This is a genomic window from Bacillus cereus group sp. BfR-BA-01382 (genome assembly GCF_022663475.1).
GTDB classification, from domain to species: domain Bacteria; phylum Bacillota; class Bacilli; order Bacillales; family Bacillaceae_G; genus Bacillus_A; species Bacillus_A thuringiensis_S.
Map to the genome: position 1 here is coordinate 1 of NZ_JAKUFQ010000011.1, position 25,468 is coordinate 25,468.

Consider the following 25,468-nt stretch of genomic DNA (forward strand, 5'->3'; position numbering starts at 1 on the left):
CAAAAGAAAGCAGAAGAACAGAAAAAAGCGGAGTAACTGCTGTAGTGAAACGGCTGGAAAACAAGAATGTGGTGCAAGAGATAATGAACGAATAAGCAAAACTAGTAATATTTATATGAGTGTGAGGGAACGTTAGCCCTCACCTCTTTGTTTTTCTTTTTTCTTATAGTATTAAATGCATTTGAGTGTGAAAAAAGTTATAAATCATCATTGTTTTTTCTGAAAAATCTAAATAATATTGAGAAATAAAAATAATTGAAAATATTAATAAATATGTGTTGTGTTTATATAGGGTTGTTCGTTATAATGAACATAAGGTTTTTAAAAAAGAACACATATTAGCTAAGCTAATATAGTTTTCTTTACATCTCTTATTGAAAAATAAGTGATAAAAATATAAAAAAAAGCTAGGGGGAATTGATTGTGAGTCTGAAAAAGAAATTAGGTATGGGAGTTGCATCAGCAGCATTGGGGTTAGCTTTAATTGGTGGAGGAACATTTGCATTCTTTAGCGATAAAGAAGTATCAAACAATACATTTGCAGCTGGGACGTTAGACCTTACATTAAACCCTAAGACGCTTGTAGATATTAAAGATTTAAAACCAGGGGATTCTGTTAAGAAAGAGTTCTTATTACAAAACAGCGGTTCGTTAACTATTAAAGACGTTAAATTAGCAACAAAGTATACTGTTAAAGATGCAAAAGGTGATAATGCTGGTGAAGACTTTGGTAAGCACGTTAAAGTAAAATTCCTTTGGAACTGGGATAAACAAAGTGAGCCTGTATACGAAACAACTTTAGCAGACTTACAAAAAGTTGATCCAGATCTTTTAGCTAAAGACATCTTTGCTCCTGAGTGGGGAGAAAAGGGTGGATTAGCAGCTGGTACAGAGGATTATCTATGGGTACAATTTGAATTTGTAGATGATGGAAAAGACCAAAATATCTTCCAAGGTGATACATTGAATTTAGAATGGACATTCAATGCTAACCAAGAAGCTGGGGAAGAAAAATAATAAAAAAGCGGGTATTCCCGCTTTTTTTTATAAAGAAAAAGAAGTGCTGGTTGTAAGCACTTCTTTCTATTATTATTTTTGATTTTGCTTCCACTTTGTAAATTCAAGAAATTCACGAAATTGTTCTTTGGAGACACCAGAGTTCATTGCATCTTTAACGAGTTGTGTCCATTCGGAGTCTAGGTTAGTTGCCTTTGTTGTTTCATCATGAAGTAAAGTATCAACTGGAATTTGTAGAACTGCTGCGATCTTTTCAAGAAACTGAATGGAAGGGTTTTTTTGTAAATTTCGTTCTATAGAACTAATGTAAGATTTAGCAACGCCAGCTTTTTCGGCAAGTTCAGTTAATGAAATACCTTTTTGTAAACGAAGGCGTTTTATACGTTCTCCAATCATATTTGCGCACCTTTCTATCAATATGTAGTTGTCTTATGATGTCATTATTATAACATAAACTTCGTTAAAAAGAACAAACCTATTGAGCCTGACTGGATGGCTTCATACGTTGGAAAAATTGTTCGATGTCTTGCATGGCGATACCAGCATCTAGAGCTTCAAGTATTAAATCAATCCATTCTTGATCCAGTGCGTCTGTCTTATCTTTGTACAAATGTAATTCCTCCCTAATTATCGGTCATAATTGCTGCTACAGAATACATGATAATGCAATCGGACTTTGTGTTTTATATAGTGAATTATCAAATACTTTGTAGATGAAACAAAGATAAAATCCCCATTAAACTCCCTCTATGGAAATTATAAATTGTTCGATAAAAACTTTCAATATTTTCAGAAAACATTGTTGAATTGTGATATATCCGTATGCTAACTATGAAATTTTTACAAATATATTAAAAACATTACATAATATGACTAAATATTGAAAAAATATTGAATTTTTAATAAAATTTAATTTGTAATACATATTATTTATTAGGGGAGGAAATAAGGGATGAACAAGAAACCGTTCAAAGTTTTGTCATCAATCGCTTTGACAGCTGTATTAGGCCTTTCATTCGGAGCTGGCACTCAATCGGCATATGCTGAAACACCTGTGAATAAAACAGCTACGAGCCCAGTGGATGATCATTTAATTCCAGAAGAGCGTTTAGCAGATGCACTGAAAAAACGTGGGGTAATTGATTCTTCAGCTTCAGAGAAAGAAACAAAGAAAGCTGTTGAAAAGTATGTAGAGGACAAAAAGGGTGAAAATCCTGGGAAAGAAGCAACAAATGGGGATCAACTTACGAAAGAAGCATCTGACTTTTTAAAGAAAGTGAAAGATGCGAAAGCAGATACGAAAGAAAAACTAAATCAGCCAGCAACAGGGACACCTGCAGCGACAGGACCAGTTAAAGGCGGACTAAATGGTAAAGTACCAACTTCTCCAGCAAAACAAAAAGCATATAACGGCGATGTTCGTAAAGATAAGGTACTTGTTTTACTTGTAGAGTACGCTGATTTTAAACATAACAACATCGATAAAGAACCTGGTTATATGTATTCGGAAGACTTTAACAAAGAACACTATGAAAAAATGTTATTCGGTGATGAGCCATTCGCGTTAGAGGATGGAAGCAAAATCGAAACATTTAAACAATATTACGAAGAGCAATCCGGTGGTAGTTACACAGTGGACGGAACAGTTACAAAATGGTTAACAGTTCCTGGTAAAGCTGCTGATTATGGTGCAGATGCTGCTACAGGTCATGATAATAAAGGACCAAAAGGACCACGTGATCTAGTAAAAGATGCATTAAAAGCAGCTGTAGATAGCGGTCTTGATTTATCACAGTTTGATCAGTTCGATCAATACGATGTAAATGGTGATGGAAATCAAAATCAACCAGACGGTTTAATCGATCACTTAATGATTATTCATGCGGGTGTTGGACAAGAAGCTGGCGGTGGTAAATTAGGTGATGATGCAATTTGGTCACATCGCTGGACAGTTGGACCAAAACCATTCGCAATTGAAGGCACACAAGCGAAAGTTCCATATTGGGGCGGAAAGATGGCAGCATTCGACTATACAATTGAACCAGAAGATGGCGCAGTTGGTGTATTCGCGCATGAATATGGCCATGATTTAGGTTTACCAGATGAGTATGATACAGACTATACGGGTCATGGTGAGCCAATTCAAGCTTGGTCTGTTATGAGTGGCGGCAGCTGGGCTGGTAAAATCGCTGGAACAACACCAACGAGTTTCTCACCACAAAATAAAGAGTTTTTCCAAAAAACAATTGGTGGTAACTGGGCAAACATCGTAGAAGTAGATTACGAGAAATTAAATAAAGGTATCGGTCTAGCAACATATTTAGACCAAAGTGTTACGAAATCTAACCGTCCAGGTATGATTCGTGTTAACTTACCAGATAAAGATGTAAAAACAATTGCACCAGCATTTGGTAAACAGTATTACTACAGCACAAAAGGTGATAATCTTCATACAACGTTAGAAACACCACTGTTCGATTTAACGAATGCAACGAATGCGAAATTTGATTTCAAATCGTTATATGAAATCGAAGCAGAGTATGATTTCCTTGAAGTACATGCTGTAACAGAAGATGGTCAAAAAACGTTAATTGAAAGACTGGGCGAGAAAGCAAATAGTGGAAATGCAGATTCGACAAATGGAAAATGGATTGACAAATCATATGATTTAAGTCAATTCAAAGGTAAAAAAGTAAAATTAACGTTTGAGTACATTACGGATGGTGGTTTAGCATTAAATGGTTTCCTACTTGATAATGCGTCATTAACAGTAGATGGTAAAGTTACATTCTCAGATGATGCTGAAGGTACACCACAATTAAAATTAGATGGTTTCGTTGTATCTAGCGGAACAGAGAAGAAAAAACATAACTACTACGTAGAGTGGAGAAACCATACTGGATCAGATAGCGCATTGAAATTTGCTCGCGGTCCAGAATATAACTCAGGTATGGTTGTATGGTATGCAGACTCAGCTTACGCAGATAACTGGGTTGGTTTACATCCAGGACATGGTTTCCTTGGTGTAGTTGATTCTCATCCAGAAGCAATTGTAGGAACTTTAAATGGTAAACCAACAATTGATAGTAGTACACGATTCCAAATCGCTGATGCGGCATTCTCATTCGATAAAACGCCAGCTTGGAAAGTTGTATCTCCAACGCGTGGAACGTATACGTATGATGGCTTAGCGGGTGTAGCGAAGTTTGATGATTCGAAAACGTATATTAATCAACAGATTCCAGATGCAGGACGTATTTTACCGAAGCTTGGTCTGAAGTTTGAAGTAGTAGGACAAGCTGATGATAATTCTGCAGGTGCTGTTCGTTTATATCGTTAATACTGTGAAACTACCGAGAGATTTTCTTTCGGTAGTTTTTTTGTGAGCAATGAATTTTATATAGTTGAAAAAGTCATATATAATGTAACTTTAAGAATAGAAATTTATTATATATGAAGTCTATATAAATAATGAAAGAACTGGATAAAAATAGTGGGAGAAGGTGAGTGAATGAGTATTTCCTCTATTGTAAGTAGGCAAAAGGAATATTTTTTAAAAGGGCATACGAGAAGCATCGAAATGAGAAAGAATAATTTGAAGAGGCTTTATGAAGGCATTCAGCGTTTTGAAGAAGAAATATTTCAGGCATTGAAATTAGATTTAAATAAGTCAGTTCACGAGTCGTTTACAACGGAAGTTGGATATGTATTAAAAGAAATTTCTTTTCAATTGAAACATATGTCATCGTGGAGTAAACCAAAGCGAGTTCGAACAGCACTGACTCATTTTGGATCAAAAGGAAAAGTAGTGCCAGAACCGTATGGTGTTACGCTTATTATTGCACCGTGGAACTATCCGTTCCAATTAGCAATTGCACCACTTGTAGGAGCACTGGCAGCTGGAAATACAATCGTTTTAAAGCCGTCAGAGTTAACGCCAAGCGTTTCAAAAGTGCTTAAGAGAATGTTAGGTGAGTTATTCCCAGAAGAGCTTGTAGCGGTAGTAGAAGGTGGCGTTGAAGAGAGTACATCTTTGCTGAGGGAACCGATTGATTATATTTTCTTTACTGGTAGTGTTGGCGTTGGAAAAGTTGTAATGGAAGCAGCAGCGAAACAGTTGACGCCGCTTACGTTAGAACTTGGCGGGAAAAGTCCTTGTATTGTACATAAAGATGCAAAGATAGAGATGACAGCAAGAAGAATTGTTTGGGGTAAGTTTTTAAATGCAGGGCAGACGTGTGTAGCGCCTGATTATATGTACGTGCATTCTTCCGTGAAAGAAAAGCTAATTGAGGCAATGCGACATGAAATTACAGAGCAGTATAGTAAAGAACCTTTGCAAAATGAAAATTACGTGCGTATTGTAAGTGAGCGTCATTTTGAACGATTATGTCGATTTTTACAAGATGGTCAAGTCGTAATTGGTGGAAACTATAAGAAAGATACATTACATATTGAGCCGACAGTACTAGCGGATACTACATGGCAAGATGCTGTTATGGAAGATGAAATTTTTGGCCCGATTTTACCAATCATAGAGTACGACAATATAGAAGATGTAATTGGCACAATTCAGCAACATCCGAAGCCGTTAGCGTTATATGTATTTTCTGAAGATAAAGAAGTACAAAAGAAAGTGACGAGTAATATTTCATATGGTGGAGGCTGTATTAATGATGTTGTCTATCATCTTGCCACGCCATATTTACCTTTTGGGGGTGTTGGAAGTAGTGGATTAGGGGGTTATCATGGGAAAGAAAGTTTTCGGACTTTTTCACATTATAAAAGCATTTTAGCCCAATCTACAGCATTCGACATGAAAATTCGTTACTCTTCTACAAAAAGTGCTTTAAAATTCATACGAAAGTTGTTAAAATGATGATGGTGTTTATCAGTAGGCGCAGCCGTATGATAATAGCCCCTTCGCAATGGAAGGGGTTTTTCTGTTCGACGTTATGTATCATGCGAAAATGAATCAAACATACTACATAAAGAATAGAAACGAACGCTTGCTAAATAACCATTTTTGTTTGGATCGAAACAAAAAATAGTCTATAGAACATAAATATTTATTCATGAATATAAAAATTTAAAATTTAAGGTAGATAGGACGGGAAAATGAAAAAGATTATTAAAGTTGAAGCAGTTGAAAAACATTTTGGAAATCAAGTGATTATCCCACCTCTTTCTTTAGATATTAAAGAGGGAGAGTTTTTAACAATTTTAGGGCCGAGTGGCTGCGGGAAAACGACTTTACTTCGTATGATCGCAGGATTTGAAACTCCAACTAAAGGGAATCTTTTATTAGATGATGAAAGAATTAACGATTTACCGCCATATAAGCGTCATATGAACCTAGTGTTCCAACATTACGCACTATTCCCACATATGACAGTGGAGAAGAATATTTGTTTTGGTATGAAAATGCAGAAAGTATCAGCAGCAGAGCAGAAAGAGCGTGCTGAAGAGGCAATGCGTTTAACGCAGTTACTTGAGTTCCGTAATCGTAAACCTGCGAAGCTTTCTGGTGGACAACAGCAGCGTGTTGCAATTGCAAGAGCAATTGTAAATAATCCGCGTGTATTACTATTAGATGAGCCACTTGGAGCGCTTGACTTTAAGTTACGAAAAGACTTGCAACGTGAATTGAAAAACTTACAACGTAATTTAGGAATTACGTTCATATACGTAACGCACGATCAAGAAGAAGCAATGAGCATGAGCGATCGTATCGTGGTTATGAATAAAGGACATATCGAACAAATCGGAACGCCGAAAGAAATTTATAATAAGCCGAAAACGTTGTTCGTTGCGACATTCATCGGTGAAAATAATATTGTGAAAAACGGGGAAGGCTATGTAGCAATTCGTCCTGAAAATGTAAAAGTACGTTCGGTTGAAGAACCAATTTTAAAAGAATACCATCTTGGACATATTGAAGATATAGAGTTTGTCGGAAATATGGAGAAGCTTTATGTACGTGATGAGAAAACATCAGAATTACTAATGGCATATCAAACTGCTGAAGAGGCAGCGCAGTGGAGCATTGGAGATAATGTATATGTAGGCTGGGAGCAAGAGGACGAGGTGACCTTAAATTGAAAAAAGGGAAATTACTCGCACTACCTACAGTCGCGTGGTTATTAATTTTCTTCCTAATCCCGCTCGTATTCGTATTAGGATTCGCCTTCATGCAGCGCGGAGCTTACGGGACAGTAGAAATGCAATTTACGCTGGAGAATATATCCCGTGTGTTTGATCCATTGTACTTAGGGACATTATGGGAAACTGTTAAAATCGCAGTTATTACTACAGTAATATGTTTATTAATTGGTTATCCATTTGCGTATACAATTACAATTGTTGACCGCAAATATCGTTCTATTCTTTTATTATTGGCAACGATCCCGTTTTGGATTAACTTTCTTGTTCGTTCATACGCATGGATTGTTATTTTACGTTCACAAGGCCTTGTGAATACGTTGTTATTAAAGCTTGGTATTATTAGTGAACCGTTAAATTTATTATATAATACTCCTTCTGTAATACTCGGAATGGTCTATTCTTTATTACCATTTATGATCTTACCAGTGTATGCAGCAATTGAGCAGCTAGATAAGCGTAAGCTAGAAGCGGCTTATGATTTAGGAGCAACACCAATAAAGGCATTTTGGAATATAACAGTGCCGATGACAATGTCAGGAATTGCGACTGGTTCTATTTTAGTATTCGTTTCTTCTATCGGAATGTTTGTTGTATCAGACGTGATGGGCGGATCGAAAGTAGCATTAATCGGAAACGTTATTCAAAACCAATTCTTAGGTGCACGTGACTGGCCGTTTGGATCTGCGTTATCGATTATCGTTGTTCTATTCTCTGTTCTGTTAATTTACTTATATTATCGTGCAACGAAAGTATATAAATATAATGAGAACGGAGGGGAATAGGCAAAGATGAAGAAGTTTTTAGTTTCTTATTCTTGGTTAATTTTGTTATTCTTGTATTTTCCAATGATGGTTTTAATGGTCTATTCTTTCAACGACTCTCGCATTAATGCGGAGTGGGAAGGTTTTACATTCCATTGGTATACAGATTTATTTCAAAAACAAGATGTTATTGATGCATTTGTAAATAGTATTACGATTGCAGTTATAACAACGATTGTGACAACGGTACTTGGCGTATTCTTTGCGATTGCTTTACATCGTTATAAATATCGTTTCGAAGGGGCTATTAATGGCCTTGTATATTTACCAATTTTAATTCCTGATATTTTAATGGGATTATCTTTACTAATTCTTTTCAGTCAGTTAGGAATGGAACTTGGACAAACAACGATTATTATTGCACATATTACATTTAGTATTTCGTTTGTTGTTGTTATTTTAGCTGCGCGTCTTTCAAGTATGGGACGTGACTTAGAAGAAGCTGCAAATGATTTAGGAGCAACGCCTTGGCAAACGTTTCGTTATGTAACGTTCCCAGCAATTGCACCGGGAGTTATTTCGGCAGCATTATTAACATTCACATTATCAATTGATGATTTTGTAATTAGTTTCTTCGTATCAGGACCAGGATCAACAACATTGCCATTATACATTTACAGTATGGTTAAGCGCGGAGTATCACCAGAAATTAATGCTCTTTCTACAATTTTAATTGTTGCTATCGTAGGATTAATGGTTCTATCTGAAATCTTCCGTAACAAAGGTGCAGATGGTGAAGAAAACTCTGGAGGACACCTTCCTTTATAATACGAATGATATAGAAAGTACGAGGGGGTAATAAACCGATGAAATTAATGAAAAGAATAGCTGGCGCAGCAATTAGCTTTAGCCTTGTTGCTGGTGTACTTGCTGGTTGTGGTGAAAAAAAAGAAGAATTAAATATTTATAGCTGGGCTGACAATTTTGATGAGCAAGTGCTAAGAGATTTTGAAAAGAAATATAATGTGAAAATTAACTATGATAAGTACGCAAGTAACGAAGAAATGCTTGCGAAATTACAAGCTGGTGGCGCAAAGTATGATTTAATTCAGCCATCTGATTACATGGTTAAAACAATGGCGAAAATGGATTTATTAGCGCCGTTAGATAAAAAGAATATCCCAAATATCGAAAACATGGTTTCTAATTTCAAAACACCGGCGTTTGATCCAGAGAATAAATATTCTTTAGTGTACACTTGGGGTGTAACAGGGATTGCATACAATAAAAAGTATGTGAAAGAAGCACCTACAAGCTGGGCTGACTTATGGAATGAGAAATATAAAGGACATGTAACGTTACTAAACGATTCTCGTGAAGTATTAGGAATGGGTCTTAAGAAGCACGGTTTCTCAAACAGTACGAAAGAAGATGCAGAGTTAAAGACAGCAGCAGATGATTTAAAGAAGCTGCTTCCAAACTTATTAGCATTTGATACAGACAACATTAAACAAAAATTCATTACAGAAGATGCTTGGATCGGAACAGTTTGGTCTGGAGATGCAGCATTTATCGCAAAAGATAATAAAGATGTAGAATACGTTGTACCAAAAGAAGGCGGAACAATTTGGGCTGATACGTTAGCAATTCCAAAAGGTGCAAAACATAAAGAGCTTGCTGAGAAATTTATGAACTACTTACTAGATGAAAAAGTAAGTGTGAAAAACTACGAGTCAATTGGTTACAGTAATCCAAATGAAAAAGCTCATCCTCTTCATAGTAAAGAATACCGTGATAATCACATGATTTTCTTAACGAAAGAAGAGTTAGATCGTACAGAATGGCTTGTTGATGTAGATGATAAGTTAAAAGACTATGATCGTTACTGGACGGAGCTAAAAACAAAAGGTAAATAAGTAAGGAAATGCGGTTTCTAAAGTAGAAATCGCATTTTTTCATAGTAGGAGGAAATCGTTTGAAGAAGAAGTTACATCAATATGAGATAATGTGTATTGCTTTATTATTTGCTGTATTTGGTATTGTTGCTTGGCGCGTACATGCAGGTGGCGTTACCGTGATGGATACATATGTCCGTGGATTAGTAAAAGGGCTACAAACGGAGAGTTCCCTTACATTTTTCTCGTACTTTACAAAATTGGGATCAGCAATTGGGATAGTCGCTACGCTCGTTATAAGTTTGCTTGTTTTTTGGAAGAAGCGTTATTATGCTACGATGATTGTGTATCCACTGGGAATTTTAATAACACATCTTGTGAATAAAGGGATAAAAGAGATTGTACAGAGAGAACGTCCGTCATTAAATGAAGCGCTAGATGCACTTGGATATAGTTTTCCTAGTGGACATGCAATGCTATCAATTATGACATTTGGATTTCTTGCTTATATCATTGCTGCTAATTTGAAAAGCATAGCTGGGAAATGTGTCACAACGATTTTGATGGGCACAGTAATTCTATCGATTGGATTAAGTAGAGTCATTTTAAATGTACATTACCCAACTGATATTTTAGCTGGTTACTGCGTAGGTGGTATTTTGTTAGTTATCGCTATTTACTATCATCGTTTACTTACTGAGAGATTGGGGTTTAATAAAGAGAGATAGAAAAAACGCCTGGAAAAACTATCATTATAGTGTTCCTAGGCGTTTTTTGTTTGTATAAAGATATGATACAGTATAAGTGACAATTGAATTATTTAAAGTAGGTGAAAATGTGTGAAGACAAATGTTCATAAAGTTGATAAGTGGGGCAAGTTAGGAGCTTTTTTGTATCAATTTCGTTATACAGTAATTGTAGCGTTACTGTTGCTCGCAATCGCACTTGGGATTTTTGCTCCAAAGCTACCGGGAGTATTAGGTGGTGACGGTTTCCAAACGGAAGGCGACTATCAAAAAACAAAAGAAATTTTAGATAAAGATTTTAAGAGGTCTCAAGATACGCTTCTGCTCGTTTTTGAGAAAAATAAAGATGCTTCGCATGAGGAATTTAAAAAACGAATAGATGAAATTGTAAAGAATGTTCAAGAGAAAGAGAACTATGAATCTTTCCATCACCCAATCCAAAATAAAGAAATGCTACAAGGTGATATCGGTTATGCGACAATTTTATTTTCCGGGAAAACAAATAAAGAAAGAATGGAAAAGACATTACAATTTGCTGATGAGATTGAGAAAGAAAGTAATGTAGCATTAAAAGTAACACCTACAGGATTTCCGAAAATTAATCAAGAGATTAATGAAAGAACGCAAAATGATTTAAAAGTAGCAGAAATGATTGGATTACCAATTGCGTTTCTTGTATTACTATTTTCGTTTGGTAGCCTTTTGGCATCAATTTTACCGATTTTGAATGGGGCGCTTAGTGTTATTAGCACGATGGGTATATTGTATTTTATCGGTGTGGATAAAGAACTTTCTATTTTCGTGTTAAACGTTGCACCGATGATTGGACTTGCACTATCTATTGATTTTGCGCTATTATTTGTGAACCGTTTTCGAGAGGAAGTTGCTAAACGAACGGTAAAAGAAGCGATAGCAATTACATATCAGACGGCAGGACGTGCAATTGTATTTTCAGGATTATGCGTATTTGTTGGGTTGTCAGGTTTGTTTTTCTTTAAGATAGATTATATTCAATCTGTCGCGATTAGCGGAATGATTGTTGTGATTATGAGTATTTTATTCTCACTCACACTTCTTCCAGCGCTATTATCGTTAATAGGTAAAAGAATATTAAAAAAGAATCAAGTAGCACATACGCCGGCAAAAGCATGGCGTAAATTTGCACAATTTGTAATGAAACATCCAATCGCAATGATTATTGTTGTTACAACATTTATTGTTATTTGCTTATTGCCGTTACGTACAGCTAATTTGCAGTTCCCTGGTGTTGAAGCTTTACCTGAAAAGAGTGATACAAGGATTGCATATGAAAAGTATGAAGAAGCATTTAATGAAACTGTCAAAACACACGCTGATGTTATGTTAGTTGTAGAGACGAAAGAAGATATGAAAGAAAAAGAAAGTCTACAAAAGATAGAAGAAGTCGTTCAAAAGTTAAAAGATGATAAGAAAGTACATGAAGTAAGAAGTTTATACGACGGGTTAACTGGAATGAAAGCAGATCAAGTTGTTGGAATATTGCAGTCGCCAGAGTCAGCGAAACTAACTCCTGTATTTGAAGCATACACGAAAGGGAATAAGACGACGATAGAAGTCTTTTTGAAAACAAAACCACGTACAGAGACTGCAAAACAGTGGGTGCGTGACTTTAAAAAGAACTATAAAGAAACGGATGTTACGTATTATCTAGGCGGAATGACGACGTTTCAACAAGAATTAGAAGATGAAATTAAAGATAAAGTTGTAATTGGTATGTCTGTTATATTTGGATCGACCTTTGTTATATTATTATTTGCATTCCGATCTATACTCATTCCAATTAAGGCAATTATTATGAATATACTTAGTTTAAGTGCAACCATTGGAATTGTTGTTTGGTTATTTGAAGGTGGTCATTTCGGTTTAGAAGCGAGTCCGGTTCTGTTTGTCTTACCAATCTTCATTTTTGGCCTCGTATTTGGGCTTAGTATGGATTATGAAGTATTTCTTATTTCACGCATTCATGAGCTCTATGAAGAAACAGGAGATAACGATCAAGCAACGTTAGAAGGGCTCGTTTCAACAAGTAGAATCATTACATCAGCTGCTTTAATAATGATTGTTGTAACGGGTGCATTCGCATTTACTGATATTTTACCAGTAAAGCAGATGGGGCTTGGCGTCGCATTAGCAATATTTCTTGATGCAACAATTATTCGTCTTATGCTCGTACCAAGCTTAATGAAGTTATTTGGAGACTGGAACTGGTGGTTGCCATTTCGAAAAAAACGAGAAAAATCATCATAAAAAAATGCTCATCATATTGATGAGCATTTTTTTATGAATAGCAAGACCTACATTTTGCAAATAGTATGTGATAAGAACATTACATACAAGTAGGTGAAGGCAATGTTTCGTTATTTTAAGTTTAAGTTAAATGATACAGTACAGTTTGCAGAAAACGATGGGCATATGTATCGCATTGTCGGTTATCGGTTAGAAAAGGGATTTTATCCAAAAGATGAATGGACTCATATCATTTATGAACTACTTAGAGAATTTGACGGGTATACGATGGATGCAGAGGAGGAAGAACTTGTAAAGGTCGTTCAAGTAGAGGATGAGTATTACAAAATACAAGAAGTATCAGGTTATCGTTATCCAGTAAAAATGAAACAAAAACAACAAGTGATGAAAATAGAAAGGATGGACGATTTATTAGATGCTTACAATGATTATAAAAGGTTGGCAGATTTCTTTAAAGATTTATCGTATGAACAAAAAGCTGAAGAAGTATTGTTAGAAATGAAAAGGCTTAGAGCTTGAGGGGCAGTCTATTATAAGACTGTCCTCTATTTTTGACGGTGCATCAAAGTGTGTTTTCCGTTACAATGAGAGAATCAATAGAAATAAGGTGATAAACAGTATGGAAACAAAGAAAAAGGGCGAATGGTGTGAAATTACCGTTCCAGCTAAATGGAATGGTATAAGTATTGAATCGGTATTAAAAGTAGAATGGGAAATACCGAAAAAGCTATTACATCAGCTTCGTATGGAAAAAGGTGTTACGGTTAACGGGGAACAAAGAAGATGGAATGAGCTTTTAAAAGAGAACGATAAGTTACAAGTTCATATGTTTGCGGAGGAAGAGTACGGTGTAGATCCAGAATATGGTGAATTACATGTAGTATACGAAGATGATCACGTACTCATCGTAAATAAACTAGAGCAAATGGACACACATCCTGCTGAAAAAGGTGGAAACGGGACGCTTGCAAATCTTGTTGCTTTTCATTTTCAAATGCAAGGTTTAGAGACGAAGGTTCGTCATATTCATCGTTTAGATAAAGATACGACAGGTGGTGTCGTGTTTGCTAAGCATAGAATTGCTGGTGCAATTATGGATCGTTTATTAATGGAACGAAAAATTAAAAGAACGTACGCAGCGCTCGTTGAAGGGAAAGTAAAGAAGAAACAAGGAACGATTGATGCTGCTATCGGAAGGGATCGCCATCATGCTACAAGGCGTCGTATTTCTCCAAAAGGTGACCAAGCTATCACATATTATAAAGTAGAAAAGTATTTTAAGAAGCAAAACACGACTTTCGTAACGTTACAATTAGAAACGGGTAGAACGCATCAAATTCGTGTTCATATGAGTCATAATGGTAATCCACTAGTTGGGGATGTATTATATGGTGGGCAAACAAAATATATGTCCAGTCAAGCATTACATGCGATGAAGATAAATTTCTTGCATCCAATTACGAAAGAAGCGATTGAAGTTGATGTGCCGTTTCCTACAAAATTAAATAATAAAATAAAAGAATTTCAAAAAGAAAATGCGTAAAGTATAAGTTTTAATTTGAAAAAAGTAGATTTTTGCAGGGATTTCTCTAAAAGAAGCGAAGCCGTTAAGAGAAAAGAGAGGTGAGAATTACTTGATCAAATATAAGTATGTACTTGGAATATTTTTCGCTTGTCTTTTAGTTACTCTATGTCTTTACCCCTATTTACCAAATCGTATGGCAGTACATTGGAACGTAAATGGTGAGCCAAACGAGTTTATGAGTAAACAAGTTGTTGTAGCATTTATTCCTTGTTTTATTATTTTTTCATATGGATTTTTGTATATTATTTCACATAATATATTTAAGTTTAATCAAAGAGAGCATTGTATTATAGGTGGATTTATAAAGAAAATTACATTATTTATGTTGTTTATTCATATGCTTATTCTCTTGATTAATTTTGGAGATTTTATATTCTTTCAAACAGGATTAACGATTGGGATTAGTATGTTTCTTTTTATGCTGAGTAAAGAATTTAAGAAAATAAAAGGCAAAGAAAAAGATCCAATTAAATTACAAAAAATTCGTTTAGTAAGTAGACGGATTTTTCAAGTGATGGCATGTGGCATATTGTTTTCATTGTTTTTGAACTTAGAGTGGGGATTTTATATATTGCTTAGTGTAATAAGCTGTGGATCTATGTTGTTTATGTTCTATATTTTCTATTCATACATAATAGAAAGCTATGAAACTTGAAAAAGAGTCTTCTCATTATGAGAAGACTCTTTTAATCTATTTACTTTGTAATAAATTGTTGTGTCCAGTAGTTGCCGCTTTCTACATAACCAACACCGATGTGAGTGAAGCCGTTATTTAAGATGTTTGCACGGTGTCCAGCGCTGTTCATCCAAGCTTGTACTACTTCTTCAGGTGTACGTTGGCCTTGAGCGATGTTTTCACCTGCAGATGTATAAGAAATACCAAATTTCTTCATCATGTCAAACGGAGACCCGTATGTAGGGCTGTTATGATCAAAGTAGTTGTTTTTTTGCATGTCTTCAGACTTAATACGTGCTACTTTGCTTAATTCAGTATCGATTTTTAGTGCTGGTAAGCCTTGCTTTGTACGCTCAGCGTTTGTTAATTCAACAACACGTTGTTCGAACTCGCTTAAAGATTTTGCTTCTTCAGCAGGCTTTTGCTCAGCAGGTTTTTGAGTATTGTTGTTTTCAGCAGGCTTTTGAGCTTCTGGTTTTTGAACTTCTTCAGCAGGCTTTTGCTCGGCAGGCTTTTGAGTTTCTGGCTTAGCTGTTGGTTGCTCAGTTACAACATTTTCAGTAGGTTGTTGACCAGGAATAATGCAATTTGGTTGGAAGTTTCCTTGTTGCCATTGCGCTAATGACTCAACGCCCATAGATTGTAAGAATGCTTGTAATTCTTGTTGGTTCATTTGTTTCATCATTACTTTTGAATGCTGAATATTTTGAACCTTAATGTTAGATGGTTGTACTGTTGCAGCTTGTGCATCTAGAGAAGATACTCCTAAAGTAAGAGCTGTTGCAGCAGCTACAGATAATAAAACACGCTTTTTCATGATGTGTGTCCCCCTATATAAAGTTTTAATTTGTTTTCACACGATTTGTTTTTGACAGCCTGTCTGACTGACAAATTCATCGTAGCATACAATTTGCGAGAAAAAAGATGGAAAAAAATTCATAGACTTTAAAATTACCTAATTTATCCTAAGAGAAGAAGTGAGCAAAAATAAGAGAAATATAGAGTATAAAAGGAATTTATAGTGTTTTTATACTTGATTTTAAGAGGGGTTTTTGGATAAATTTACCTAAAGAGAAAATAAAGAATCCTATTGTATCAATGGTTTGAGCGATTTTTTGAGGAATATAATGGATTGATTTTTACAAAACTGTAATGTTTCTGTTGTTCTTTTTTATAATAAAGTAACATATTTTTAATGTTGTAGCAGACAAAAAAGCGGCTATCTCTTTACATAGACGAAGGAGATAGCCGTTTTCCTATTATTACGTATGTTACGAGTTAGTTTCAATTGCTTCTAATAATAAATCTACAATGTGAATTCCTCTCATTTTATGAGAAAGCCCTTCTCGCTCAATTCCTAATTTCATTTGTAATAAACAACCTGGATTTGCAGTAACAATGGTTGCTGCGTCTGTTTCATGCACACGGTCCATTTTGTAATCTAGAAATTCCATTGATAACTCTGAATGAACAATATTGTAAATACCAGCAGAGCCACAGCAGCGGTCCGCATCTTTCATTTCACGATATGTTGCACCTTGGATAGCCTCTAGTAACATACGAGGTTCAGAAGCTGTGCGCATAACATTGCGTAAATGACAAGAGTCTTGATACGTAATAATTTGCTGCGTGAGTCGTAAATCAGTTCGCTTATGGAAGTCTAGTTCTACTAGTATAGCAGTAATATCTTTAATCTTAGAAACAAACTGCTTAGCACGTTCAGCCCACTCTGGATCATCCTTTAAAAGATAATCATAGTCTACGAGGTAAGCTCCGCAACCACCTGCATTCGTAATAATATAGTCGATGTTTAAATCTTCGAATGCCTTTATATTTCGCTTTGCTAATTCTTTTGCTCCACTCTTTTCACCAGCATGTCCATGCAATGCACCGCAGCAACTTTGTGTTTTCGGAATAACGATATCACAACCAGCTAATTGAAGAAGTTTCATCGTTGCGTTATTTGTTTCTAAAAACATAGTATCCATTAAGCAGCCTGTGAAGAATGCAACTTGTTTTTTCTTTGTACTTTCTGCAGGTAAAAATGAAGGACGATCTTTCATTGCTTTCATTTTTGGCACTTTTGGCAAAATGAGATCCATCGTTGCAAGTGTTTCAGGGAATAACTTCATAATACCTGTTTTATGTGTTAGTGTTTGTAAACCAGAACGTTGATAAAATCCAATTAGTCCTGTTAATGTTCTCATTCGATTTTGATGGGGGAACAATCCTTCAAAAACGACTTTTCGAACAGCTTTCACTGGCATTGAGAATTTTTTATTTTGATTAATAATATCACGAGCTTCTTCTAATAAATGTCCATAATTTACACCAGATGGACAAACAGGCTCACAAGCACGGCAACCAAGACAAACGTTTAATGTATTTTCAACATCTTCATCTGGTTCGATTAAACCATCAACGATAGCTTTCATTAATGCGATACGTCCGCGCGGTGAATGTGACTCTTTATATCCGGATTGAATGTAGGTAGGACAAGTAGGTAAACAAAAACCGCATCGCATACAGTTTAGTAATTCATCTTCACTTAATCGTTCTTTAAATTCTTTTTGAATATTTTCTTTATTTAATGTGGTCATCGCTCAACCACCACTCTTTTTCGAGTGTCTTTCGCGAACATTTTTCCAGGATTCATAATGTTATTTGGATCGAAAGCTTGCTTTATTCCTTGCATAGCTGCAATACCTTCTTTACCTAATTTCATTTCTAAATATGGAGCTTTCATCGCACCAACACCATGTTCACCAGTAATTGTGCCACCAAGTTCAATTGCTTTCGTAAATATTTCAGCAAAAGCTTGTTCAGCTCGGTGCATTTCTTCTGCATTACGAGCGTCTGTCATACAAGTTGGATGTAAGTTACCGTCACCAGCGTGTCCAAACGTACAAATAGGAATATTATATTTTTTTGCAATGGCATTAATAGCTTCAACCATCGGAGCGATTTGTGAACGTGGTACAGTTGCATCTTCTAATATTGTAGTAGGTTTTAATCGTGCGAGCGCTGATAGTGCACTACGGCGAGCGGTACGAAGTGCATCTGCTTCCGTTTCATCTTTTGCAATGCGAACATCAACTGCATTCATAGAGCGGCAAACGTTAGCCATGTTTTCAATATCTCGATTGACTACTTCGGGCGGGCCGTCTTGTTCGATTAATAAAATTGCTTTTACATCTGTAGGTAAACCGATTTGTGCAAACTCTTCTACTACTTCAATTGTCGGTTGGTCTAAAAATTCCAGAGTTGCTGGAATAATTTTATTTGCAATAATAGAAGAAACAGCACGTGCAGCTTCATTAATATCTTCATAGAGTGCAAGCATTGTTTTCTTTGTTTCAGGCATAGGAACAAGTTTTAATATCGCTTCTGTTACCACGCCAAGTGTTCCTTCAGAGCCGATAAATAAACGAGTTAAATCGTAACCAGCTACATCTTTTGCTAATTTGCCGCCAGTACGAATAATATCACCATTTGGTAAGACAAGTTCAAGCCCCATTACATAATCACGTGTTACGCCATATTTCAAGCCGCGTAACCCACCTGAATTTTCATTAATATTGCCGCCGATTGTAGAAATCTTCATCGAACTTGGATCTGGCGGATAAAATAAACCTTTTTCTTCTACTGCTTTAATAATATCAAGTGTAATGACACCAGCTTGTACAGTAATTGTTAAGTTTTCTTCATCAATTTCTAAAATATTGTTCATATGGCGGAAAATAAGGACGATACCGCCTTCAAGTGGACATGTTCCTGCGCAAAGATTTGTTCCAGACCCACGAACATACACAGGAATTTTGTGAGTGTTACATACCTTTAACACTTCAGCTACTTCATTTGTATTACGTGGAGCAATGACTGCATCAGGCATTGCTTGGAAGTTTGGAGTGGCATCATAACTATAAGTTAAACGCCCCATATTGGATGTATCTACATTATCTTCGCCAACAATAGATACGAATGAATGAATAATTTGCTTTTCTAACATTGGAAATCCCCCTCAAACTGTTAACGTGTTTAGTTATAATAAACAACGTGGTAACAGTGCTTTCATTATAATGATAAAAAAGTAAAGGGATTCTTTCTATGTGTAATCATCTAAAGATTAATCTGTTTTATCGTTCTTTTTTGTATGATTATCTAATAGGAGGAGTGCGAAGTATAAAACGTTTAAGTCTTTGAATTGTTTTGGATCAAGTCCTGTATGCTCTTCAATCTTTTTTAGCCTGTAATGTAATGTGTTAATGTGTATATGTAATTGTTTAGCTGTCTGTTTATAAGATTGGTTATAATCGATAAATAAGCGTAAGGTGTGCATAAGCTCAGGAGATGATAGTAAGTTTTCGATGGTACGCTCTAGAAATTGTTCACGCGTTTCGGCAGAAATATCTTGTAAACACATTTCTAAACGTAAATCTTCATTAAATACAATTTGTTTCGTTTCCAATGATACAGAAAGAGCACGTAATGCTTGTTCGTAAGATATGTTCATATTGTTTGGGGTAACTGTTTGTCCAATCCCGATATATAAAGGAATAGAAAATAAAGCTTCGCAGTCTTGTTTTAATCGTTTTAAAAATTGGTATGTTTGCTCGTTGGAGCTCATCGCTGTAAATAAAATAAAACGATCATTTCCCCACCGAACAAATAGATGCTCTTTTGTTAATATATTGCGTATATGTTGCCATATTTTACGCTGGAGCATCGTGTCATTTTTTCCAATAGAAAACAAAATAAGTTGTTTCTTCTTATATAAATCAATGCCAAGTGTTTTGGCGCGATCGAGAAAACTTGGAGACCATGCTGTATTTTGAAGCCAATCAAAGACGAAAGCTTCATAAGAACGGTGCTCAAGTTCTAGTTGCTCTAAAAAGTAGTTTTCATGAATTAATAACTCGGTCATCTTACGCAATATTTCTCCATAGCGTGAAATATTTTCAGGTTCTCCTGTAATTCCAATAACACCAATTACTTCGTCATGAAATAATAAAGGAAGATTCATTCCAGCCTTTACACCTTGCAACTGCCTTTCATCTTCTGTTGTAATGATGACAGTTTTCTTTTGGTTAGCGCAGCGGAGTGCACCTTCATGAAATTGACCAATTCTTTCTGTATCTGTACTTGCAATAATAACCCCTTGTATATTAATAATAATATTCTCTGTAATTAGTCTGCGTACTTCTTGTACAATTTTATTCGCTAAATCAGGAAATAGCATAATTGACACACCTCAAATTCTATTTGTTGTACATTATATATGTAAATTGAGTAAGAAAGGAAAATTTCACACTTTCCACACATTTATTTGTTATTTTACAATTATAACGAAATCATCCGAAGATGGAGGGAATCTTTTGAGAAAGTATGTTTTTCTTCTCTGTTTTTTATTTCTATTAGTAGGGTGTCAAGGAAGTTCATATACACCAATTGCTAAAGATAAAAATGTTATTATAACAACGAATATAAAAGAAGGAAGCATTAGTTTTATTGATAAAAAAAATAAAAAGTTAATCACGACATGGGAACTAAATGAGCCAATGGCCGGAATCACACTGCTTCCAAACGGTGAGGAAATCCTTGTATACGGTAAGCAATTAGAATATATGTATGTATATTCATTGGCGGAAGGAAGGCAAGTGGAAAAATATAAAACTGGAAAGGGCATTGTAAATGTGATCGTATCAGAAGATAAAAAGCAATTATTTGCTGCCGATCAAAATGTTCAAAAGGTAAGGTTCTTTACGATAAATGGGAAAGAGACAGGAAATGTTTCAACAGGAAAAGGTCCTATAACGATGGTAGAGTATCATAATCGGTTATCTGTACTAAACTTTTATGATACGAAACTAACGACAATTGATACGAAGAAAAAAGAAGTTGTTCAATCCTTTATGATTCCGCCAGCATCAACCGGAGCAACGATTAGTCCTGATGGGAAAGAAATATGGATTGGCGGACATGGTGATGGAAATCAAGTAAATGAGAAAGTGTTAGTGTATTCTTTACAGGGGGGAGAAATGGTGCGCTCTTTACACGCTCCATTTATGCCTGTGAATATAACGAAGGATAGTAAGTACGTATATGCACTAAGTCATGGTTCGAACACACTTAGAAAGTTTGATATTAGCACATATAAAGAAATAGCTTCTGTAGAAGTAGGATCGAATCCATTTGCATTTTTGGAGAGCGGAGCAGAAGGATATGTAGCAAGTTATGATAGTGATGAAGTGTGCGTTATGGATATGAAGAATTTGAAAATAAAACAAACAATTAAAGTCGGAAAAGGACCGTTTCAACTCATAGAGAGGGAAGGGAAGGATAATGAATAAATATAGAGTGCTAGTTGTAGATGATGAAAGTGATATGAGGCAGCTTGTTGGAATGTATTTGGACAACTTCGGATATGAGTGGGGAGAAGCTGAAAATGGAAAAGAGGCTCTTAAAAAACTAGAAACAGATCATTATGATTTCGTTGTATTAGATATTATGATGCCAGAAATGGATGGACTTTCAGTTTGTAAAGAAATTAGAAAAACGTCAGATGTGCCGATTATATTTTTAACCGCAAAAGGTGAAGAGTGGAATAGGGTGAACGGCTTACGTATGGGAGCGGATGATTATATTGTAAAACCGTTTAGTCCTGGTGAATTGGTTGCCCGTATGGAAGCTGTGTTAAGAAGATATACAAAGCAAGAACAGCAAGAAGAGATTCAATTTGGACCAATTCTTATCAATGAAAAAAGTAGACGAATAGAGGCGGATGGTGAGCCGATTTCTCTTACAGTAAAAGAGTTTGATTTACTATATTTTCTTTGTCAGCATACAGGACAAGTATTTAGCCGGGAACAATTACTTGAAAAGGTATGGGGATATGATTATGCGGGAAGTACAAGAACAGTAGATACGCACGTGAAAACGATGCGCTTGAAGCTTGGAGAAAGTGGAAACTACATTCAAACTGTTTGGGGTGTAGGCTATAAATTCGAGGTGTAACGTATGTTTACGATGGTACAAAAACTTTGGCTTACAGTAGTGTGTGCAGTATGTGTAACAGTGTCCTTTCTTTATTTCGTATCTTTATACTCATATGAAAAACTATACGTTGATAATTTAAAAGGTTCATTAGTAATGGAAGGGAAAAATCTTGCTGCTCAGTATGATAAGCGCGAAGGAATATCAATTTTTGAAGAGAAAGTAAGATCATTTGATCAAATATCTAGTTCAGACGTTCTTTTCGTGTCTAATCCGCGTGATTTAAGTGCATGTTTACCTTTTGATGTGCATCATCATTCTCTTATAAGTGAAGGAGATAGGCAAACGCTATTAGATGGGAAAACTGTGACAAAGATAGGATATGAAGAACATTTTGAACGTAATATTATGGGGGTTGTCATCCCTGTATTGGAAAATAAAAAATTAGTCGGAATTGTATATTCTTATATTCCTTTAAAAAGTATAAAAGACTTAATATATGATATGGGTCTTATTTTAGCACCACTAGCAATTGCGATGATTTTAATTACGATATGGGTTGGAAGAAAAATTATAATTGCAATAACGAAGCCGCTTTCGCAAATGGAGCGGGTTGCAAACCATTTGGCTACGGGAGATTTCTCGGAGCGGATTACCGTTTCTTCAGAGGATGAAATTGGACGACTAGGAAAAGCATTTAATAAAATGGCAAATTCATTGGAAACAGAAGATGTAAAGCGTAAGGAATTTTTAGCAAATGTTTCGCATGAACTTAGAACACCACTTAGTTATATAAAAGGGTATAGCGAGGCTATTTTAGATGGCGTTGCAAAGGGACCACAGCAGGAAAAAGTAACGCAGCTAATTCATAAAGAAGCAGGTCGTATGCAGCGTCTCGTTCATGACTTGTTAGACTTAGCGCAATTAGAAGGTGAGCACTTTCCGTTAAAGAAGCAACCTATCGTTTTTTCACAGCTGATTGAAGACGTATTAGATACGTATGAGATTAAGTTTATAGAAAAGGAAATTCATATTTCAACCAATTTAAATCCAGAGGTCATTGTCATGATTGATGAGGATCGTATGCAACAGGTGCTTCATAATGTGTTAGATAATGCGATACGGTATACAAATCAAAATGGAAATATCGTTATAACTTTAGAGAAAATCGATGATTACTGTGAATTAAAAATAAAAGATACAGGAATTGGCATTGATATAGAGCATTTAGAAAATCTTGGCGAGCGCTTTTACCGAGTTGATAAAGCGAGAAGTCGTCAACATGGTGGAACAGGTTTAGGCCTTGCTATTGTGAGACAAATTGTTCATATACATGGTGGACAGTGGAAAATTAAAAGTGAAAAAGATAAGGGAACAACGGTTATTATTAAACTGAATGTACAGGATGAGGTGGGCATGTTCTAATTTTTAGGACATGTTCTTTATATTGAAGGGAATATTTATCTCGCTATTTGCCGGGCAGTAAGCCCCCCACCTCAAAATTCAGCGGAAGCAAAGAATTTAGGTGGGGGGATGAAAAAAAAAACTACTGATTAAAGTTTCACTTTATACGTAAAAATATAAATTAATATGTAATAAATATCGGAAATTTGACTATTTTATGAACAAAACATTTGTACTTCTTATCAATTCGGTCTAAAATAGTTATGATGCAAAGTTCTTATAAATCGTTTCAATTGTTGTTTGGAAGATACTGAGGTGATTTAACTGGAGTACAAATCTATTAAACCGAAAAAAATTTACGAAGAAGTATCTGAAGCTATTTTAACAATGATTAAAAATGGTACGTTAAAACCTGGTGACAAACTACTCCCTGTGCATCAATTAGCTGAGCAGTTTCAAGTTGGCAGATCTGCTGTTCGTGAAGCGCTAAGTGCGCTAAGAGCGATGGGCTTAATTGAGATGAAACAAGGAGAAGGTACATATGTGAAGAACTTCGATTCTTCTTCATTAACAAAATCATTAAACAATAGATTATTAATGAAGAAAGAAGATATTTTGAATTTATTAGAAGTACGAAAGGTGCTTGAAGTGGGGGCAGTTCGAGTAGCGGCGGCAAAACGTACGGAAGATAATTTACAAAATATGAAACATTGGTTAGATGAAATGGCAAAGAGCATTGGAGATGAAAAGGCTGGCGAAAAAGCTGATTTTCAATTTCATATGGGAATTGCAGAGTCTTCGCATAATAACATTTTGCTTGAACTCATGAATCATGTTTCAGAGATGATTGCTGAAACAATTGGTGAATCAAGACGCATTATTTTATATGGTGAACAAACGACATCAGAACGACTTATAGAAGAGCATCAAGTTATATATGATGCGGTGTTAAAACAAGATGTAGAATTAGCGCAGAAAGCAATGCTAGATCATTTAACAAATGTAGAACATATTGTCACAGGTAAAAACGATATAAATTCGTAATTTAATCTTTTAAAAATTTAATTTTCTGATAAAATAGAGAAAGATTAAGTAAGCGTTTTCTTTAGGAGAGGGAGAGGATAGGCCATGGTTGAGCCTATTTCTTCTCTACTCAGTCATCTGATGACCATATGTTTATTGGCGAAGTTGTAAAAAGGGGGAGTAATAGTTATGAAAGTTACTTTATTTGTTACTTGTTTAGTCGATATGTTTGAAACAAATGTCGGTAAAGCAACAGTTGAAGTGTTGGAGCGTTTAGGTTGTGAAATTGAATTTCCAGAAGCACAAGTTTGTTGTGGTCAGCCTGCTTATAATAGCGGCCATGTAGAAGCAGCAAAAGAAGCGATGAAACATATGATTGAAACTTTTGAAGATGCAGAATATATTGTTACACCATCTGGCTCGTGTGCGACAATGTTTCATGAGTATCCGCATGTTTTCAAAGATGATCCAAAGTGGGCTAAACGTGCACAAAAAGTTGCTGATAAAACTTATGAATTTACACAGTTTATTGTAGATGTTTTAAAAGTTACAGATGTTGGTGCAAGTTTATCAGGGATAGCTACTATTCATAAATCATGTCATATGACACGTATGCTCGGAGTAAAAGAAGCACCAGGGATTTTATTATCAAATGTAAAAGGATTAACTGTGAGAGATTTGCCAAACGTGCAAAATTGTTGTGGGTTTGGGGGAACGTTTTCAGTTAAGATGACTCCAATCTCTGAGCAAATGGTAGATGAAAAAGTAGATAGTGTAATGGAAACAGGTGCAGATTATTTAATCGGTGCAGATTGTGGGTGTTTGTTAAACATTGGCGGACGTATTGAGCGTTTAGGAAAAGAAGTAAAAGTAATGCATATTGCTGAGGTACTGAATAGTCGCTCATGAAGGGGGAA

23 protein-coding genes are annotated in these 25,468 nt (G+C 35.5%); 17 read left to right on the forward strand and 6 right to left on the reverse strand.

Annotated elements, in window-relative coordinates; all coding sequences use genetic code 11:
- Nucleotides 1-423 precede the first annotated feature (423 nt).
- Nucleotides 424-1,017, forward strand: coding sequence for a biofilm matrix protein CalY (calY, locus tag MR160_RS07155; protein WP_000053713.1), 594 nt, complete (start codon nt 424-426; stop codon nt 1,015-1,017).
- Nucleotides 1,018-1,089: 72 nt separating this feature from the next.
- Here the strand turns inward: calY and MR160_RS07160 are convergent, their stop codons facing one another.
- The gene (locus tag MR160_RS07160; protein WP_000578875.1) at nt 1,090-1,413 is read right to left on the reverse strand and encodes a helix-turn-helix domain-containing protein; all 324 of its coding nucleotides are present in this window, start codon (nt 1,411-1,413) and stop codon (nt 1,090-1,092) included.
- Nucleotides 1,414-1,492: 79 nt separating this feature from the next.
- A complete protein-coding gene (locus MR160_RS07165) occupies nt 1,493-1,627 on the reverse strand; it encodes an anti-repressor SinI family protein (protein ID WP_000276219.1) in 135 nt (44 codons plus the stop codon).
- A gap of 342 nt (nt 1,628-1,969) precedes the next feature.
- Here MR160_RS07165 and inhA1 point away from each other — a divergent pair, with 342 nt between their 5' ends.
- The 11 genes from inhA1 (at nt 1,970) to MR160_RS07220 (ending at nt 15,110) form a co-directional block, all read left to right on the forward strand.
- A complete protein-coding gene (gene inhA1 / locus MR160_RS07170; protein WP_001035950.1) occupies nt 1,970-4,357 on the forward strand; it encodes a M6 family metalloprotease immune inhibitor InhA1 in 2,388 nt (795 codons plus the stop codon).
- Nucleotides 4,358-4,528: 171 nt separating this feature from the next.
- Entirely contained in the window at nt 4,529-5,896 is a 1,368-nt protein-coding gene (locus MR160_RS07175) for an aldehyde dehydrogenase (RefSeq protein WP_000028385.1), read from the forward strand.
- Nucleotides 5,897-6,135: 239 nt separating this feature from the next.
- Nucleotides 6,136-7,119: a spermidine/putrescine ABC transporter ATP-binding protein PotA gene (gene potA / locus MR160_RS07180; protein WP_000720333.1), complete on the forward strand. Its 984-nt coding sequence runs from the start codon at nt 6,136-6,138 to the stop codon at nt 7,117-7,119.
- The gene (gene potB / locus MR160_RS07185) at nt 7,116-7,964 is read left to right on the forward strand and encodes a spermidine/putrescine ABC transporter permease PotB (RefSeq protein ID WP_000715500.1); all 849 of its coding nucleotides are present in this window, start codon (nt 7,116-7,118) and stop codon (nt 7,962-7,964) included. Before potA ends, potB begins: the two co-directional genes overlap by 4 nt.
- A gap of 6 nt (nt 7,965-7,970) precedes the next feature.
- Nucleotides 7,971-8,771: a spermidine/putrescine ABC transporter permease PotC gene (gene potC / locus MR160_RS07190; protein WP_000714192.1), complete on the forward strand. Its 801-nt coding sequence runs from the start codon at nt 7,971-7,973 to the stop codon at nt 8,769-8,771.
- Between the two features lie 38 nt (nt 8,772-8,809).
- On the forward strand, nt 8,810-9,859 hold the full coding sequence (gene potD, locus MR160_RS07195) for a spermidine/putrescine ABC transporter substrate-binding protein PotD (RefSeq protein ID WP_000772489.1): 1,050 nt from the start codon (nt 8,810-8,812) through the stop codon (nt 9,857-9,859).
- 59 nt (nt 9,860-9,918) lie between these two features.
- Nucleotides 9,919-10,566 carry a phosphatase PAP2 family protein gene (locus tag MR160_RS07200; protein ID WP_000727779.1) on the forward strand — a complete coding sequence of 216 codons (648 nt, stop codon included), beginning with the start codon at nt 9,919-9,921 and terminating at the stop codon, nt 10,564-10,566.
- Nucleotides 10,567-10,677: 111 nt separating this feature from the next.
- Nucleotides 10,678-12,870, forward strand: coding sequence for an MMPL family transporter (locus MR160_RS07205; protein ID WP_000856414.1), 2,193 nt, complete (start codon nt 10,678-10,680; stop codon nt 12,868-12,870).
- Between the two features lie 102 nt (nt 12,871-12,972).
- Entirely contained in the window at nt 12,973-13,389 is a 417-nt protein-coding gene (locus MR160_RS07210; RefSeq protein ID WP_000490302.1) for a hypothetical protein, read from the forward strand.
- Between the two features lie 100 nt (nt 13,390-13,489).
- Nucleotides 13,490-14,413, forward strand: a complete 924-nt coding sequence (locus tag MR160_RS07215) for an RluA family pseudouridine synthase (protein WP_000448345.1) — start codon at nt 13,490-13,492, stop codon at nt 14,411-14,413.
- 91 nt (nt 14,414-14,504) lie between these two features.
- Nucleotides 14,505-15,110, forward strand: coding sequence for a DUF1648 domain-containing protein (locus MR160_RS07220; RefSeq protein ID WP_000599008.1), 606 nt, complete (start codon nt 14,505-14,507; stop codon nt 15,108-15,110).
- A gap of 40 nt (nt 15,111-15,150) precedes the next feature.
- Here MR160_RS07220 and MR160_RS07225 read toward each other — a convergent pair whose 3' ends face one another.
- From MR160_RS07225 to MR160_RS07240, 4 genes are all read right to left on the reverse strand, one after another.
- Entirely contained in the window at nt 15,151-15,948 is a 798-nt protein-coding gene (locus tag MR160_RS07225; protein WP_086402375.1) for a CAP domain-containing protein, read from the reverse strand.
- Between the two features lie 454 nt (nt 15,949-16,402).
- Complete coding sequence (locus MR160_RS07230) at nt 16,403-17,731, reverse strand: (Fe-S)-binding protein (RefSeq protein ID WP_000209615.1); 1,329 nt, start codon at nt 17,729-17,731, stop codon at nt 16,403-16,405.
- Complete coding sequence (glcD, locus tag MR160_RS07235; protein ID WP_000890758.1) at nt 17,728-19,140, reverse strand: glycolate oxidase subunit GlcD; 1,413 nt, start codon at nt 19,138-19,140, stop codon at nt 17,728-17,730. Before glcD ends, MR160_RS07230 begins: the two co-directional genes overlap by 4 nt.
- Nucleotides 19,141-19,257: 117 nt before the next feature.
- Nucleotides 19,258-20,379, reverse strand: coding sequence for a CdaR family transcriptional regulator (locus MR160_RS07240; RefSeq protein ID WP_242297177.1), 1,122 nt, complete (start codon nt 20,377-20,379; stop codon nt 19,258-19,260).
- Between the two features lie 127 nt (nt 20,380-20,506).
- Between MR160_RS07240 and MR160_RS07245 the strand changes: the two genes are divergently transcribed.
- The 5 genes from MR160_RS07245 to MR160_RS07265 all read left to right on the forward strand — a co-directional run bounded on the left by MR160_RS07245 (nt 20,507) and on the right by MR160_RS07265 (nt 25,460).
- Nucleotides 20,507-21,481: a YncE family protein gene (locus MR160_RS07245; protein WP_242297178.1), complete on the forward strand. Its 975-nt coding sequence runs from the start codon at nt 20,507-20,509 to the stop codon at nt 21,479-21,481.
- Nucleotides 21,474-22,145, forward strand: coding sequence for a response regulator transcription factor (locus tag MR160_RS07250; protein ID WP_001046396.1), 672 nt, complete (start codon nt 21,474-21,476; stop codon nt 22,143-22,145). Before MR160_RS07245 ends, MR160_RS07250 begins: the two co-directional genes overlap by 8 nt.
- A gap of 3 nt (nt 22,146-22,148) precedes the next feature.
- The gene (locus tag MR160_RS07255) at nt 22,149-23,549 is read left to right on the forward strand and encodes a sensor histidine kinase (RefSeq protein WP_242297179.1); all 1,401 of its coding nucleotides are present in this window, start codon (nt 22,149-22,151) and stop codon (nt 23,547-23,549) included.
- A 333-nt stretch (nt 23,550-23,882) separates the two neighbouring features.
- Complete coding sequence (locus MR160_RS07260; protein WP_254894088.1) at nt 23,883-24,572, forward strand: FadR/GntR family transcriptional regulator; 690 nt, start codon at nt 23,883-23,885, stop codon at nt 24,570-24,572.
- 168 nt (nt 24,573-24,740) lie between these two features.
- On the forward strand, nt 24,741-25,460 hold the full coding sequence (locus MR160_RS07265; protein WP_000869152.1) for a (Fe-S)-binding protein: 720 nt from the start codon (nt 24,741-24,743) through the stop codon (nt 25,458-25,460).
- Nucleotides 25,461-25,468 lie beyond the last annotated feature (8 nt).